This window comes from Mycolicibacter sinensis (assembly GCF_001667945.1).
Classification (GTDB): domain Bacteria; phylum Actinomycetota; class Actinomycetes; order Mycobacteriales; family Mycobacteriaceae; genus Mycobacterium; species Mycobacterium sinense_B.
Map to the genome: position 1 here is coordinate 35,067 of NZ_LZJK01000114.1, position 14,945 is coordinate 50,011.

Annotated in this window: 14 protein-coding genes; 8 read left to right on the top strand and 6 right to left on the bottom strand. The window is 67.7% G+C overall.

What is annotated here, in order from left to right:
- Positions 1-789 (bottom strand): lysophospholipid acyltransferase family protein, encoded by a 789-nt coding sequence (locus tag A5694_RS15300; RefSeq protein WP_064922669.1) that lies wholly within the window; start codon positions 787-789, stop codon positions 1-3.
- Between the two features lie 81 nt (positions 790-870).
- Here A5694_RS15300 and A5694_RS15305 point away from each other — a divergent pair, with 81 nt between their 5' ends.
- From A5694_RS15305 to A5694_RS15320, 4 genes are all read left to right on the top strand, one after another.
- Positions 871-2,442 carry an MBL fold metallo-hydrolase gene (locus tag A5694_RS15305; RefSeq protein WP_064922670.1) on the top strand — a complete coding sequence of 524 codons (1,572 nt, stop codon included), beginning with the start codon at positions 871-873 and terminating at the stop codon, positions 2,440-2,442.
- Positions 2,439-2,765: a hypothetical protein gene (locus tag A5694_RS15310; RefSeq protein ID WP_064922671.1), complete on the top strand. Its 327-nt coding sequence runs from the start codon at positions 2,439-2,441 to the stop codon at positions 2,763-2,765. Before A5694_RS15305 ends, A5694_RS15310 begins: the two co-directional genes overlap by 4 nt.
- 70 nt (positions 2,766-2,835) lie before the next feature.
- Complete coding sequence (locus A5694_RS15315) at positions 2,836-4,815, top strand: alpha/beta hydrolase (protein ID WP_064922672.1); 1,980 nt, start codon at positions 2,836-2,838, stop codon at positions 4,813-4,815.
- 61 nt (positions 4,816-4,876) lie between these two features.
- Positions 4,877-5,341, top strand: a complete 465-nt coding sequence (locus tag A5694_RS15320) for a hypothetical protein (RefSeq protein WP_064922673.1) — start codon at positions 4,877-4,879, stop codon at positions 5,339-5,341.
- 1 nt (position 5,342) lies between these two features.
- On the opposite strand, the gene A5694_RS15325 is transcribed toward A5694_RS15320, so the two are convergent.
- Both A5694_RS15325 and A5694_RS15330 read right to left on the bottom strand, forming a co-directional pair.
- Positions 5,343-6,917 (bottom strand): phytoene desaturase family protein, encoded by a 1,575-nt coding sequence (locus A5694_RS15325; RefSeq protein WP_064922674.1) that lies wholly within the window; start codon positions 6,915-6,917, stop codon positions 5,343-5,345.
- A 67-nt stretch (positions 6,918-6,984) separates the two neighbouring features.
- Positions 6,985-7,626 carry a TetR/AcrR family transcriptional regulator gene (locus A5694_RS15330; RefSeq protein ID WP_064922675.1) on the bottom strand — a complete coding sequence of 214 codons (642 nt, stop codon included), beginning with the start codon at positions 7,624-7,626 and terminating at the stop codon, positions 6,985-6,987.
- An 83-nt stretch (positions 7,627-7,709) separates the two neighbouring features.
- On the opposite strand from A5694_RS15330, the gene A5694_RS15335 reads away from it, so the two are divergent.
- Positions 7,710-8,204, top strand: coding sequence for a DUF2834 domain-containing protein (locus A5694_RS15335; protein WP_064922677.1), 495 nt, complete (start codon positions 7,710-7,712; stop codon positions 8,202-8,204).
- 56 nt (positions 8,205-8,260) lie between these two features.
- A complete protein-coding gene (locus A5694_RS15340) occupies positions 8,261-8,821 on the top strand; it encodes a TetR/AcrR family transcriptional regulator (protein WP_064922680.1) in 561 nt (186 codons plus the stop codon).
- A 7-nt stretch (positions 8,822-8,828) separates the two neighbouring features.
- Here the strand turns inward: A5694_RS15340 and A5694_RS15345 are convergent, their stop codons facing one another.
- Positions 8,829-11,726, bottom strand: a complete 2,898-nt coding sequence (locus A5694_RS15345; protein WP_064922681.1) for an RND family transporter — start codon at positions 11,724-11,726, stop codon at positions 8,829-8,831.
- Entirely contained in the window at positions 11,723-12,148 is a 426-nt protein-coding gene (locus tag A5694_RS15350) for an MmpS family transport accessory protein (RefSeq protein ID WP_064922683.1), read from the bottom strand. Before A5694_RS15350 ends, A5694_RS15345 begins: the two co-directional genes overlap by 4 nt.
- A 240-nt stretch (positions 12,149-12,388) precedes the next feature.
- Between A5694_RS15350 and A5694_RS15355 the strand changes: the two genes are divergently transcribed.
- Positions 12,389-12,946, top strand: a complete 558-nt coding sequence (locus tag A5694_RS15355; RefSeq protein ID WP_064922685.1) for a TetR/AcrR family transcriptional regulator — start codon at positions 12,389-12,391, stop codon at positions 12,944-12,946.
- A gap of 9 nt (positions 12,947-12,955) precedes the next feature.
- Here A5694_RS15355 and serS read toward each other — a convergent pair whose 3' ends face one another.
- Positions 12,956-14,209: a serine--tRNA ligase gene (gene serS / locus A5694_RS15360; protein WP_064922687.1), complete on the bottom strand. Its 1,254-nt coding sequence runs from the start codon at positions 14,207-14,209 to the stop codon at positions 12,956-12,958.
- Between the two features lie 73 nt (positions 14,210-14,282).
- Here serS and A5694_RS15365 point away from each other — a divergent pair.
- Positions 14,283-14,945: septum formation family protein (locus A5694_RS15365; protein ID WP_165605201.1), on the top strand; the 663-nt coding region annotated here is incomplete at its 3' end.

The window sequence follows — 14,945 nt, forward strand, 5'->3', positions numbered from 1 at the left end:
TTACTCCGCAGCACCCGTCGCGCTCGGCGGCTGCTGGTGCCGGGCCGCTCGTTCCTCGGCCTTGCGGGCGGCCTCTTCGGCGTCGAGCCGCAGCGCCTCGGCCGGGGTGGGCGCACCGCCACCGAGGCGGTGCGGCACCCAGAACGCATCGGCTGGATGTTCGGGATAGGCATCTTGCGCCTGCTCGAGCAGGTGCTGCATGCGGGTCTGCAGCAGCGCGCGCAGGTCGTCGACGGGCAGCGTCGGCGGTATCGGCTCACCGACCACCACCGAGATCGGCACTTTGGAGCGCCCCAGCCGCCTGGGGTGGTCCTTGGTCCAGATCCGCTGGGCGCCCCACACGATGTGCGGAATGATCGGCACCTGCGCCTCGATGGCCATCCGGGCGGCGCCGGACTTGAACTCCTTGAGCTCGAAGCTGCGGCTGATGGTCGCCTCCGGGTAGACCCCGACCAGTTCACCCGCCCGCAGATACTCCACCGCAGCGGCGTAGGCGTCGGCTCCCTGGCTGCGGTCCACCGCGATGTGCCGGCAGCCGCGCATGATCGGGCCGGTGAACCGGTTGTCGAAGGTCTCCTTCTTGGCCATGAACCGCACCCGGCGCCGCGGGTGGTTGTCGTAGGCGGCCAACCCGGCGAACGCGAAATCGAGGTAGCCGGTGTGGTTGATCGCGACCACCGCACCGCCGCTGGGGGGCACGTTCTCCGCGCCGGTGACGGTGATCTTCACCCCCTGGAAGCGCCACAACGTGCGCGCAACGGTAGCGACACTTCCGTACCACGGCTCCACAGTCGTCCAGCCTAAGCGATGTCACCGGCCGCGCCGCCGTTAAGCTCGGGTGGAATCGCCTACAGCGTCGGGAAGGTACAAGTGCGGGTCACCAGCGTCGGACACGCCGGCTTCCGGATCGAGACCGCCGCGGGCAGCATCCTGTGCGACCCGTGGGTGAACCCCGCCTACTTCGCGTCGTGGTTTCCGTTCCCGGACAACTCGGCCCTGGACTGGGACGCCCTGGGCGACTGCGACTACCTCTACATCTCGCACCTGCACCGCGATCACTTCGATCCGCGGCACCTGGCGGCCCATGTCAACAAGGACGCGGTGGTGCTGCTGCCGGACTATCCGGTGCCCGACCTGCGCGGGGCACTGGAGGAGCTGGGCTTCCACCGGTTCTTCGAGACCGCCGACTCGGTGCGCCACACGGTGCGCGGCCCCAAGGGCGAGCTGGATGTGATGATCATCGCGCTGCGCGCCCCGGCTGACGGCCCGATCGGCGACTCCGGGCTGGTGGTTTCCGACGGGGTGACCACCGTGTTCAACATGAACGACTCGCGTCCGATCGACCTGGACGTGCTCCAGGCGTTCGACACCGTCGATGTGCACCTGCTGCAGTACTCCGGGGCGATCTGGTACCCGATGGTCTACGACATGCCGGCCCGGGCCAAGGAGGCGTTCGGCACCCAGAAGCGGCAACGGCAGATGGACCGCGCCCGCCAATACATCGCGCACGTCGGTGCGACCTGGGTGGTGCCGTCGGCCGGCCCACCGTGTTTTCTGGACCCCGAGCTGCGTTACCTCAACGATGACCACGGCGATCCGGCCAACATCTTCCCCGACGAGATGGTGTTCCTAGATCAGCTGCGCCGCAACGGCCACGACGGCGGACTGCTGATGATCCCCGGCAGCAGCGCCGAGTTCACCGGGGCGCGACTGGATGCGCTGACCCACCCGCTGCCCGACGACGAGGTCGAGGCGATCTTCACCTCCGGCAAGGCGGACTACATCGCCGACTACGCCGATCGGATGGCACCGGTGCTGGCCGCCGAGAAGGCGTCTTGGGCGCCGGCGGCCGGCCCGGCGATGCTGGGACAGCTGCGTGCGCTGTTCGAACCAATCATGGCCCAAAGCGACGAGATCTGCGACGGCATCGGCTATCCGGTCGAGCTGGTGCTGGACGGGTCGGATCAAAGCGGAGCCCACACCGAAACCGTCGTGCTGGACTTCCCCAAACGCATGGTGCGCCAACCAGTTCCGGGCGAGAAGTTTCGCTACGGCTTCGGTATCCCGCCCGAGCTGGTGCGCACCGTGCTGCGCGACGGCGAACCCGACTGGGTCAACACCATCTTCTTGTCCACCCGCTTCAGAGCATGGCGGGTCGGCGGCTACAACGAATACCTCTACACATTCTTCAAGTGCCTCACCGAGGATCGGATCGTCTACGCCGACGGCTGGTTCGGTGAGAGCCATGATGACTCAGCGACGATCACCTTGTCCGGCTGGCAGATTCAGCGGCGCTGCCCGCACATGAAGGCCGACCTGTCGAAGTTCGGGGTGGTCGACGGCGACACGCTTACCTGCAATCAGCACGGCTGGCAGTGGGACCTGAACACCGGCCGCTGCCTGACCGCCAGGGGCCACGAGCTGCGCAGCGAGAAGCTGTGAGCAGTTCCTACGATGACGGACTGGTCGCCCTAGACCACAAGGCGATCACCTTGCGGCGCTACCACTTTCCCTCCGGGACTGCCAAGGTGATCCCGCTGAGCGCGGTCCGCGGTTACAAAGCCGAGCCGCTGGGCATAGCTCACCGGTTCCGGATCTGGGGCAGCTCGGATCTGCGGCGCTGGCTGCCGCTGGATGTCAAGCGGCCGTTGCGATCCACGTTGATCACCCTGGAGATACACGGCCAGTCATGGCCCCGGCCGGCGTTCACGCCGGCCGACCCGAAGGCATTCCGGGACCTGCTCGACGAGCTGCTGGCCCGCTGAACCGGAAGTGAATTGCTCCTGGTCGAGGCGGTGGTAGCGTTGATCGCCGCCGAAAGCTAAGGGGTGATCGATGCAGCTGGAGTCGATCAGCATCCCGCTGCTGGTCGCCGAAGCCGGTGGTGATCCGTGGGCGATCAACGCCGCCCTGCAGCACGGCCGGCCCGCCCAGATCGACAGCCTGGCCCAGGCGTTTCACAATGCCGGCCGGTCCGCCGCGGAGGCAGATACCACCTTCGAGCAAGCGCGCAAGCGGTTCGAGGGCGCCTGGAACCGGGAGAACGGCGACCATCCGATCAACGATTCCGCCCAGGTGCAGCTGGTCACCACCTCGCTGGGCGTGCAGGCCGAACAGCTGCCGAAGATCGCCGCGGATCTGGAGAGCATCGCCGCGGCGCTGGCCGAAGCGCAGCAGGCGTCGGCGGCGTGCAGCTCCGAACTGGAAGAGGTGCTCGAGGGCATCGACCGCAACCTGACGCACCTGTTGGAGGTGGACCAGGACCCGAATCTGACTGCCGCACAGCGCAAGCAGGTGCACGACGAGATCGCCGGTCTTCAGCAGGCGGCGATCGACGACACCACTGAGACGCTGCGCCGGATCACCGTCATCCGTGACGCCTACCTGGCCACGCTGCGCGCCACCGAAGCCCGGCTGCGCGCCGAGGGCTATGACCCGGGGCTGGTCAAGAACCTCGACCAGCCCAGCTCCCCGCTGGGCGATCCGCTGATGCCGATCCCCCCGGCCGGAACCGACCCGCAGGCGGTCACGAACTGGTGGAACGCGCTGACGCCGCAGCAGCGAGCGGCGTATCTCGCCCAACACGACCCGGGCTTGGGCAACCTCAACGGCATCCCTGCCGACGCCCGCAACGAAGTCAACCTCGCGGTGATGCACGACGACCTCAACCGGGTACGCGACCTGGCCAACCTGCGGGGCGTCTCCGTCGACGACATCCTGAAGAATCCTGCCGCGTACGGACTGCCGGCCAGTGACGCCACCCGGTACGCCAACGCGGTGCAGACCGAGAAGGGCTTACGGCACCTCGCGGGCGATGTGAACCCCGACGGCACCACCACGCGCCAGGCCATGCTGTGGGCTTACGACCCGCTGGCGTTCAACGGGCAGGGTCGGGCGGCGGTCGCACTCGGCAACCCCGACCATGCCGACAACACCGCCGTGGTGGTGCCCGGCACCGGCAACAGCGTGCAGCAGGGCTGGCTGGAAAGCAGCGACGCGACCAACCTCTACGACCAGATGCGGTTGGCCAACCCCGCCGAGTCGACCTCGGTGATGGCCTGGATGGGCTACGACGCCCCGGACAGCCCCGAGGACCTGCGGATCGCAACACCCTGGCTGGCGCGCGACGGCGGCGCCATGCTGGCGGCTGACGTCAACGGACTCTCGGCGACGCATGACGCCGGGTTGTCGTCGCACGTGACGGTGATCGGCCACTCCTACGGTGCGACGACGGTGGCCGACGCGTTCGCCAACAGCGGGATGCAGGCCGGCGACGCGGTGCTGATCGGCTGCCCCGGAACGGATGTGGCCAAGAGCGCCGCCGACTTTCATCTCAACGGCGGCCACGTCTACGTCGGAGCCGCGTCCAGTGACCCGGTCTCCTGGCTGGGGCAGTCCGGGCTGGCGGCGGACTTCATCAACCACACGATGCACCACCCGCTGGGCGACATGGCCGGGCTGGGCACCGACCCGGCCGGAGATTCCTACGGATCGGTGCGATTCCAGGCCGAGGCGGTCGGCCACCAGGGGCTGGCCTTCGGCGATCATTCCCGCTATTACGACATGGGCAGCGAATCCTTGCGCGCGATGACCGACATCGCCGCCGGCAAGGCACCGTCCCTGGCCGACAACGGCCTGATCGCCGACGGCCGCCGCCAGGCCCACCTCGGCCTGCCGGAGCAGGTTCACGTCCCGTTCGTCGGTGATGTCAACCTGCCGCACGTGGACACCCGCATCCCCGGAACCCCAGCACTGGTCGACCCGGAAGGCAAACGTGCACCAGGAACGATCACCGATGACCACCAATACCGCTAACCGCACGTGGCGCCGGGTCGTGGCGCTGCTTGCAACCGCACTGGCGATAGGAGGGTGCGCGATGTCTGCCCCTGACCGGCGAAGCGAACTCGAAGGACCGGAACTGACCGACGAACAGAGCAGGGCCCAGGTTGTCGAGCCGGCCAAGCAGATCGTGCGAGCCGCCGGCCTCCACGATTTCACCGCGTCGTTTCGGTTCGAGTCCTGCAACGACCAGAACGAGGCGCCCTACCGTGGTGTCGCCACAGTGATTTTCACGTTTCCCACCGATGCCGACGAACAGACCTATATCGGTCAGGTCGCGGCGACGATGACGGGGCTCGGGTGGGAGGACGGCCCGCCGGCGGGCAAGATGCCCTACGGCCGGGTACTGCACCGGGGCCAGATGATGGCGATCATGGCACCGGAGCCCGATCACCCGCGCTTCGGCAGCCTCAAGATCTACGGCGAGTGCCGAAACCTCACCGATCAGCGAAGCCGCGGCGGGCTCAGCCGCCAGGACATCGCCGGTGAGCTGACCGGCTGAGCTAGCTGCGGTCGGCCAGCACCGCATGGGCGGCGTTGTAGCCGGGGATGAACGTGATCCCGGGCCCGCCGTGACAGCCCGCACTGCCCAGATACAGCCCCTCGACCGGCAATGGCTGCCCGACGAAGCCGCGGGCCCCGGGACGGTTGGGCCCGATCTGGTCGGGGTTGAGCAGGCCGTGGCAGTAGTCCCCGCCCGGCGCTCCGAACATGGTGCCCATATGGCGCGGGGTGAAGGTGGTATGGCGGGTGATGCTGCGCTCGAAATTCGGTGCCAGCCGGGTGATCTTGTCGATCACCCGCTGACCCATCTCGACTTTCATCGCACCGTAGTTGCCGTCGCCCTCGATCGGGAACCACAGCGCGAACGCCGACGCGGCGTGCTTTCCGGCCGGGGCCAGTTCCGGGTCGTGCAGCGACGGGATCTGCAGCACGACGGTCGGATCGGCCGGCACGATCCCGCGCCGGGCGTCCTCCCACTGCTGCTGCACCTCCTCGGGCGTGCAGAAGATGCCCAGCGAGGCCTGCATCGCGGGGTCGTTGAGCGCCTCGTAGGGGGCGGCGAACTCGGGGGCCTCCTCGAGCGCGAAATGCATCTGCAGGTAGGAGCCGCGATGGTCGGTGCGGGCGTATCGGGCCCGAACGTCCTCGGCTAGGACGCCGGCATCGATCAGCGACGTCACGGTGACATCGGGGGCGATGGCGGACACCACCACCGGTGCGGTCACGGTGTCACCGGCGTCGGTGCGCACCCCCGCCACCTCGGGTCCGGCCGGGTCGACGAGGATCTCGGACACCTTGGTGCGCAGCCGCAGTTCACCACCGAGCCCGGTGAACGTCTCGTGCAGGTGCCCGGTGAGCGCCCCGATCCCACCGCGCAGTTTCTTCATCAGCACGGTGTTCTCGTCGGGAACACCGAGACCGTAGGCCAGGGCGGCAGCGCTACCGGGGGTGGCCGGCCCGCGGTAGAGGGTGTTGACGGCCAGCACGGTGAACGAGCCGCGCAGCGCCGCGTGCTTCTCCCGGTCGGGCAGGTAGCGGTCCAGCACATCGGTGACCGATCCGAACAGCATCTCGTCGATGGCCGAACGCTCGAATTCGTTTGCGGCACAGGCATACATTTCGTCGAGCGTCTTCGGCGGGCGGCCAGCTTCGAACCGGCCCAGCGCGCGGGTGGGGGCTTGGCTCCACGCCAGCAGGCCCGCCATGCCGTTGACGGCTTCGGCACCGTGCACCTCACTGAGGTGGGTGAACAGCTTCATCGGGTCGGTGTACTGGATCAGCGGCGCGTCGCCGACACCGCGCAGCGCCACCGACATGACCTCGAGATCGATGCTGTCCAGGGCGTCCAGGCCCAGTTCCGCGCTGACCGCGGCCGACGTCGGGAACTGCACCGAACCGGCGATCTCGAAGCGGTAGCCGTCGAACAACTCCACCGTCGAGGCCATCCCGCCGGCATAGCGCCCGGCCTCCAGGCACAGCGTGCGCAGCCCGGCGCGCTGCAGGATCAGGGCCGCGGCCAACCCGTTGTGCCCGGCACCTATGACGATCACGTCGTAATCGGTCTTGGAACTCACCCTTGCACTCGCCTTCCGTTGAGCCGAGGCTGACACGGCGACGCCAGTTTTGTCAATATTGACGTAACTAGAGGTTCTGTAGTGAATTCAGTGCGGTTCGGCACATCCGGGCCAAGTCGGCCAGCGAACGGTCCTCGCCCAGCATCCAGACCTCCATCGCAGCGAACACCGCGGCCGCGATGCAGCGGGCGGTCACCGCGATGCGCAGCCGGTCGTCGGCAGTTTCGTACGGCGGTCCCAGCTTCACCTCTCCTGGGTCGAGCCTCGCTGAACCGCCGGCGCCGGCTCCGGCCACTCGCAGCCGCTCGGCCACCGCGTCGGCGAAGTCGGCTTCAACTTGCCGGATATGACGCACGATCCGGTCCGGGTCGAGCTCTTCGGCGCGCAGCGCGGCGATGCGCGTTACCGCCTCAACGTCATAGGGAAAGGCGAAGATCGCGGCCTGCACCGCCTCGATCGTCGGCTCGGACCGCGGTCGGGCGGCCAGCGCGCTGCGGAACCACTGCAGCCCGGCGTCGTAGTCGACGAACAGCAAGTCGTGCTTGGAGGTGAAATGCCGATAGAAGGTGCGCAGCGAGACGCCGGCGTCCGCGGCGATCTGCTCGGCCGAGGTGTCCTCGACACCCTGGGCCAGAAATCGGACCAGCGCTGCCTGGCGCAACGCCTCGCGGGTGCGTTCACTGCGCGCGGTCTGCGGCGCTCGGGGCATGCGGCTAAACGTACCGCAGCACCAACCGTCGCGCTGTAATGACAATATTGACAAAACTGCCGGGTCATGGTGACACTGACCGCATGATCTCGCTCCTCGTGCATGCAGTGCTGGGCCTGGCGACCGTCGGCTGGATCGTGGCCTCCAACCGCACGGTCTTCGCGAAACCCGCTGGCGGCGGGGCGTTCTCGCCGCTGGAAGTCGTCTACTACGTGATCGGCATCGCCTCGATCTTGCTGGGCTGGTACTTCAACATCCGCTTCGTGAACGAGTACGCGCAGAGCCCCAACCACAACCCGATCTGGGGGCCGGGCAGCTGGACGCAGTACATCCGGCTGATGTTCACCAATCCGGCGGCCGGCTCGGCGAGCCAGGACTACACCATCATCAATGTCATTCTGCTGCCGCTGTTCACCATCATCGACGGCTACCGGCGTGGGCTGCGGCGTCCCTGGCTGTATTTCGTGTCGAGCTTGTTCACCAGCTGCGCGTTCGCCTACGCGTTCTACTTCGCGACCATGGAACGCCAGCGCCGCCACGCCGCGACACCGTCGCTCATGGAGGCCGCCGGCAGGTAGCGCTGCGCCGGCCTCGCGATCACCGATAGGCTGGCCGCGACGACGGGAGGGATGTCGTGGCCAAGCCGGTGGCGCCGCGCGGGTCTGCGCGCGATCGGGTGCTGCAGGCGGCATTGGCCCTGTTCATGGAGCACAGCGTGGGCGGCACGTCCATGCAGATGATCGCCGACCGGTTGGGCGTGAGCAAACCGGCCGTGTACTACCAATTCCGGTCCCGGGACGACATCGTCATCGCCCTGGTGGAACCGATGTTCGACGACATCGTGCGGGTCATCAAGATCGCTGAGGCGATGCCCACCCAGCAGGGCAAGCGCGATGTGGCGGTCAGCGGAGTGGTCGAGCTCGCCGTGCGATACCGCCGGCTCACCTTCTTGTTCTATGACCGCGCCGTGGAGCACGCCGTGCGGTCCCGGGAGGATTTCATGGCCGCCGGCCAGGAGGCCGCAGCGATCCTGCAGGGGTCCGAGCCGGATGCGACGGCCCGCGTCATCACCACCGCCCTGATGGCGGGAACCTTCACCGCCGCGGCCGATCCCGAACTCGACGACATCGCCGATGAAGACCTGCATCGCATCCTGCTCGACACTGCGCGCCGGGTGATGGAGCCGCTGACCTGAGCGGCCCTCACCACCGTCGGTGGGATCCGCCACCGGATCCGACCAGAGCCTCGCCCGGATTCCGCTGCAGCGGCGCGGGCCACGGCGCCGGCTCCGGCCGCAGGCGCGGCACCTGCGGCCACCAGAACCATTTGCCGAGCAGGGTCGCGATCGACGGCGTCATGAACGACCGGATGATCAGGGTGTCGAGCAGCAGTCCCAAACCGATGGTGGTGCCGACCTGGCCGATCACCCGCAGTTCGCTGACCGCCATCGTCATCATGGTGAAGGCGAACACCAGTCCCGCCGCGGTCACCACCGACCCGCTGCCGCCCATGGCGCGGATCATGCCGGTATGCAGTCCGGCGTGGATCTCCTCGCGCAGCCGCGACACCAGTAGCAGGTTGTAATCGGCGCCCACGGCCAGCAAGATGATCACCGCCATGGCCAGCACCATCCAGTGCACCGGCAGGCCGATGATGTTCTGCCACAACAACACCGAGAGGCCAAAGGCGCTGCCAAGTGACACCACCACGGTGCCCACGATCACCAGCGCGGCCACCACGGCGCGGGTGATCAGCAGCATGATGATGAAGATCAGGCACAGCGCCGCGACGCCGGCGATCATCAGGTCGAAGTTGGAGCCCTCCTGCATGTCCTTGAACATCGCCGCAGTACCGCCGACGTAGATCTTGGAACCCTCCCAGGGGGTGGTCTTGATGGCCTCCTTGGCCGCGAGCTTGATCGCGTCGATGTGCTCGATGCCGTCGGCGCTCAGCGGATCGCCCTCGTGGGTGATGACGAACCGCACCCCGTGCCCGTTCGGGGAGATGAACATCTTCATGCCGCGCTGGAATTCGGCGTTGTCGAAGATCTCCGGCGGCAGGTAGAAGGAGTCGTCGTTGCGGGCCTTGTCGAAGGCCTCGCCCATCGCCGCGGGATCCCCCTGGGCTTCCTGAGCCTGCTTGGCCAGCCCGCTCTGGGTGGCATAGGTGGTCAGCATCATGGCCTTGGTGTTCTTCATCATCTGGATCATCGGCGGCATCAAGGTGAGCATCTGCGGCAGTTGCGCGGCCATCGCGTCCATGTCCGGAACGATCTGCTTGAAGCTGTCGGTCATCGTGTCGACACCGTCCATGGCGTCGAAGACCGACCGCAGCGCATGGCAGATCGGGATGTCGTAACAGTGCGGCTCCCAGTAGAAGTAGCTACGCATCGGCCGGAAGAAGTCGTCGAAATTGGCGATCTTGTCGCGCAGGTCCTCGATGTCGGAGACCATCAGGTGCATCTTGCCGACCATGCGGCCCATGGTGGCGTTCATATCCTCCATGAGCTCGATCATCTTCGTCATCGTGTCGATGTTGACCTGCATCTCCTCGGCCTGGGCCAGCATCTCCGCGGTGCGGTCGTCGTTGAATTTGCGGGTCATTTCCTGGCTGACCGCCTGCATGCCGAGCAGGTAGCCGAAGGTGGAGTGCTCCATCGGGATGCCCTGCGGCCGGGTGATGGACATGACCCGGGAGATGCCGGGTACTGCGGTGACCCGCTTGGCGATTCGCTCGATGACCAGGAAGTCCGCCGAGTTGCGCACGTCGTGGTCGGTTTCGATCATCAGCATCTCGGGGTTCATCCGCGCAGAGGGGAAATGCCGGTCGGAGGCCAAGAAGCCCTGGTTGGCGGGCAGGTCGGCCGGCATGTAGGCGCGGTCGTTGTAGCCGGGCCGGTAGCCGGGCAGGGCAAGGATGCCGATCATAGCGGTCGCGGTGGCGGCGATCAGGATCGGTCCAGGCCAACGGCTTACCGCCGCACCGATTTTGCGCCAGCCCCGGCCCCGGTTGGCCCGCTTGGGTTCCAGCAGGCTGCCGAACCGCCCGGCCACCGAGATGACCGCCGCCCCCATCGTCAGCGAGGTGATGACGACGACCGTCATCCCGATACCCAGTGGAATACCCAGGGACTGGAAGTAGGGCAATCGGGTGAAGTGCAGGCACAGCGTGGCGCCCGCGATCGTCATCCCCGAACCGAGCACCACATGAGCGGTGCTGCGAAACATGGTGTAGTAGGCGCTTTCCCGGTCCTCGCCGGCGCTGCGCGCCTCCTGGTATCTGCCGATCAAGAAGATGGCGTAGTCGGTCGCGGCGGCGATCGCCAGGGTCACCAGCAGGCTGGTCGCGAACGGCGAGAGCCCGATCAGGTTGTGATAGCCGAGCAGGGCAACGATGCTGCGGGCGGACATCAGGCCGGTCACCACCATCGCCAGCGCCAGCAGCACGGTGGTGATCGATCGGTAGACCAGCAGCATCATCGTGATGATGACGACGAACGTCAGCGATTCGATGACGTGCATGCTGCGGGTGCCGGCCTTGTCTTGATCGGCGGCCAGCGCCGCGCCGCCGGTCACGTAGGCCTTGACGCCGGGCGGGGCGGTGACGCTGTCGACGGCGTCCTGGACCGCCTTGACCGATTCGTTGGCCAGCGCCTCGCCCTGGTTGCCGGCGGTGTAGATCTGCACGTAGGCGCACTTGCCGTCGGGGCTCTGGGCTCCCGCGGCGGTCAGCCGATCGCCCCAGAAGTCCTGGATGTGTTCGACGTGGGTGGTGTCGGTCTTGAGTTTGGCGATGATCGCGTCGTAGTAGTGGTGAGCGTCGGCGCCCAGCGGCTGCTCGCCCTCGAGCACCAGCATCACCGAGCTGTTGGAGCTGAACTCTTCGAACAGCTGGCCCTGGCGTTTGACCGCGATCATCGACGGCGCCTCGTCCGGGGTCATCTGCACGGCGCGCATCTCGGCGACCTTCTCCAGCTGGGGAACGGTCGTGTTCGCCAGAACGATGATCGCGATCCAGCCCAGCATGATCGGGATCGCCAGGCGCCGAATCCATTTGGCGATGGTGCCGCGCTCGGCGCCGGTGGAGCTGTGCGTGCTCATGCGGATTTCACCAGACAAAAGGTCAGGGCGCTGACGCCGGTGGCGGTTCGTTCGTCTTTGAGCTCGTTGTCGATGCTGATGCGACACCCGAGCATGGAGCCCTTGCCCTGGGCGTAGAGGTTGGGCGACACCGCCGACAACGTGGTGCTCAAGGTCAGCGTCCAGGGCAGCGGTGCGGCGTCGACGCGCTGCGGCCTGCTGTCGAGGTCGAGGTAGCTGATATCGGCGGTGGCGCCGGGCTCACCGAAGACCTCGTAGGTGACGACTTTGGGGTCATAGGGCTTGGTGTCGTCGACCTTGGTGCTGACCAGGTTGGAGTTCTCGCCGCCGAAGTAGGTCCGTAGCCGCAGCACGGTCGCCGTGCCGAGCAGCACCACCACGATGATCAGCAGCGGCAGCCACCCGCGTTTGAGCGCTGTCATCACCGGAGTTCCGCGACGCTGGGGCCGGGCACTCCCGGCAGCTGCGACGGCTCAGCAAGGTTGTGCACCCAGGCGTCCGGCATCGGCGACGCTCCCTTCCCCCGCGGTTGTGGTTGCGCGTGACAAAAGGCGAAGTTATACGACTAGTAAAGTAGAATCAAGCGATTAGTCAGTTCAACTCTGCGGTGTAGCTCACTGTGGCTCAGCGCGCGTGAGGCCTGAAGGGCCGGGAGGTAGGCGGTGGCAAGGGCGGTGGCACCGCGTGGATTCGCGCGGGACCGGGTGCTGGAGGCAGCACAGGAGCTGTTCACGCAACACGGGGTGAGCGGCACGTCGTTGCAGATGATCGCCGACCGACTGGGCGTCAACAAGTCGGCGGTGTACTACCAATTCCATTGCAAGGACGACATCGTCGCCGCGGTGTTCCGTCCGGCGTTCGAGGACATCGCCCGAGTGGTCAAGATCGCCGAAGTGATCCCGTCGCCGCAGGTCCGGCGGGAGGCCACCATCAGCGGCATGATCGAGCTGGCCGTCCGGCACCGTCGTACCACCGCACTGGTCTACGCCGATCCCGCCGTCGCCGTGGTGATCGAGGCGGTCGCGGAGTTCCGGGACGCCGTCCGCCGGCTGCAGGCCATCCTGGCCGGCCCGGAGCCCGACCCGACTGCGCGCACGGCGGTCGCGGTGCTGGTGTCGGGGATCTTCGGCGCGGCAGCCGATCCCGCCGTCGCCGACATCCCCAACGAGGAGCTGCACCGGATGCTGCTGGACTGCTCGCGCCGGCTGTTCGCGGCCTGACGCCGGAGCCTAGGGTTCGAGCACCTCGGCGCCGACATACGGCACCAGCGCCTGCGGCACGGTCACGCTGCCGTCGGACTGCTGGTGGTTCTCCAGGATCGCCACCAGCCAGCGGGTGGTGGCCAGCGTGCCGTTGAGCGTCGCGGCGGTCTGCGGCTTGCCGTTCTCGTCGCGGTAGCGGGTGGCCAGCCGGCGCGCCTGGAAGGTGGTGCAGTTCGATGTCGAGGTCAGCTCCCGATAGGTGCCCTGCGACGGCACCCAGGCCTCGCAGTCGAATTTGCGCGCCGCCGACGAACCCAGATCGCCGGCGGCGACGTCGATCACCCGGTAGGGCACCTCGATGCGGGCCAGCATGTCGCGCTGCCAGCCGAGCAGCCGTTCGTGCTCGGCCTCGGCCTCGGCGGGCCGGCAGTAGACGAAGCCCTCCACCTTGTCGAACTGGTGCACCCGGATGATGCCGCGGGTGTCCTTGCCGTAGCTGCCGGCCTCCCGGCGGAAACACGACGACCACCCGGCGTAGCGCAGCGGCCCGCCCGACAGATCCAGGATCTCGTCGGAGTGGTAGCCGGCCAGCGGCACCTCGGAGGTGCCGACCAGATAGAGGTCGTCGGCTTCGAGCCGGTACACCTCCTCGGCGTGCGCACCGAGGAACCCGGTGCCGGACATGATCTCCGGCCGTACCAACGCGGGGGTGATCATCGGTGTGAACCCGTTGTCGACCGCCACCCGCAGCGCCAGTTGCAGCAACCCGAGCTGCAGCAGCGCACCGCGGCCGGTCAGGAAGTAGAACCGCGAGCCGGAGACCTTGGCGCCCCGGCCCATGTCGATCAGGCCCAGCGACTCCCCGAGCTCCAGGTGGTCGCGCGGGTTCGCCATCGCCGGCGGCTCACCGACCACATCGAGCACCGTGTAGTCGTCCACCCCGCCGGCCGGCACCCCGTCGAGGACGACGTTCGGGATGGCCATGTGCGCGCGGGCAAACGTCGCCTCGGCGTCGGCCTGGGCGGCTTCGGCGGCCTTGACCTGCTCGGCCAGTTCCTTGGCCCGCGCCAGCAGCACGGGGCGCTCCTCGGGCGACGCGGCGCCGACGGACCGGCTGGCCGCCTTCTGTTCGGCGCGCAGGTTGTCGGCCGCCGCGATCGCGGCGCGCCGGGCGGTGTCGGCGGCCAGCAGGGCATCCACCAGGCCCGGGTCCTCGCCGCGACCCACCTGGGAGCGGCGGACACGGTCGGGGTCTTCACGCAGCAGGTTCAGGTCGATCACGGCGCAACCCTACAACCCTGCCGGTGGCATCACTTTCGCATCATTTGTCACGCATCAGTGGCTGCCTGTCAGAATGGATCCGATGTCAGAGGCAGCCGACCAGGAAAATCCACCCGCCCAGCGGGTGTCTTGGCTGCGCACGCTGCAGGCGGCCGCCACCCGCCGCACCCTGCTGCTGACCGCCCTGGGCGGGCTGCTCATCGCCGGGCTGGTCACGGTGGTTCCGGTGCTCGGCGACGGGCACGGCGGGCTGCTGGGACACCTGAACACCGAGCCGGCCGCCGGCCCGGGCGGCAAGGGCGCCGGTCCCGGGCTGGGCCTGGGGATCGGCAAGGGCAACGAGGCGATCGACCGCGCGGTCGCCGGCGACTGCCTGAACTGGCCGGAGAACGATCTGGACGGCGCGACGGTGGTCAGCTGCGCCGACGAGCACAAGTTCGAGGTCGCCGGGCCGGTGGACATGAAGATGTTCCCCGGCGCCGAGTACGGCCCCGACGCCCCGCCGCCGACGACCGCCCGCATCGAGCAAATCACCCAGGAACAGTGCGAGTCGTCGGTGCGCCGCTACCTCGGGGTCAAGTTCGACCCGCACAGCAAGTTCGTCGCCAGCATGCTGTGGGCCGGCGAGCGAGCCTGGCGCCAGCACGGCGAGCGCCGGATGCTGTGCGGTCTGCAGCTGCCCGGCGTGGGCGGCCAGCAGATTGCCTTCACCGGCAAAGTCGCCGATATCGACCAG

Coding starts and splice junctions, on each gene's coding strand:
- A5694_RS15315 (WP_064922672.1), top strand. CDS start 2,836: ATGCAGCTGGAGTCGATCAGCATCCCGCTGCTGGTCGCCGAAGCCGGT.
- A5694_RS15320 (WP_064922673.1), top strand. CDS start 4,877: ATGTCTGCCCCTGACCGGCGAAGCGAACTCGAAGGACCGGAACTGACC.
- A5694_RS15330 (WP_064922675.1), bottom strand. CDS start 7,626: ATGCCCCGAGCGCCGCAGACCGCGCGCAGTGAACGCACCCGCGAGGCG.
- A5694_RS15335 (WP_064922677.1), top strand. CDS start 7,710: ATGATCTCGCTCCTCGTGCATGCAGTGCTGGGCCTGGCGACCGTCGGC.
- A5694_RS15345 (WP_064922681.1), bottom strand. CDS start 11,726: ATGAGCACGCACAGCTCCACCGGCGCCGAGCGCGGCACCATCGCCAAA.
- A5694_RS15350 (WP_064922683.1), bottom strand. CDS start 12,148: ATGACAGCGCTCAAACGCGGGTGGCTGCCGCTGCTGATCATCGTGGTG.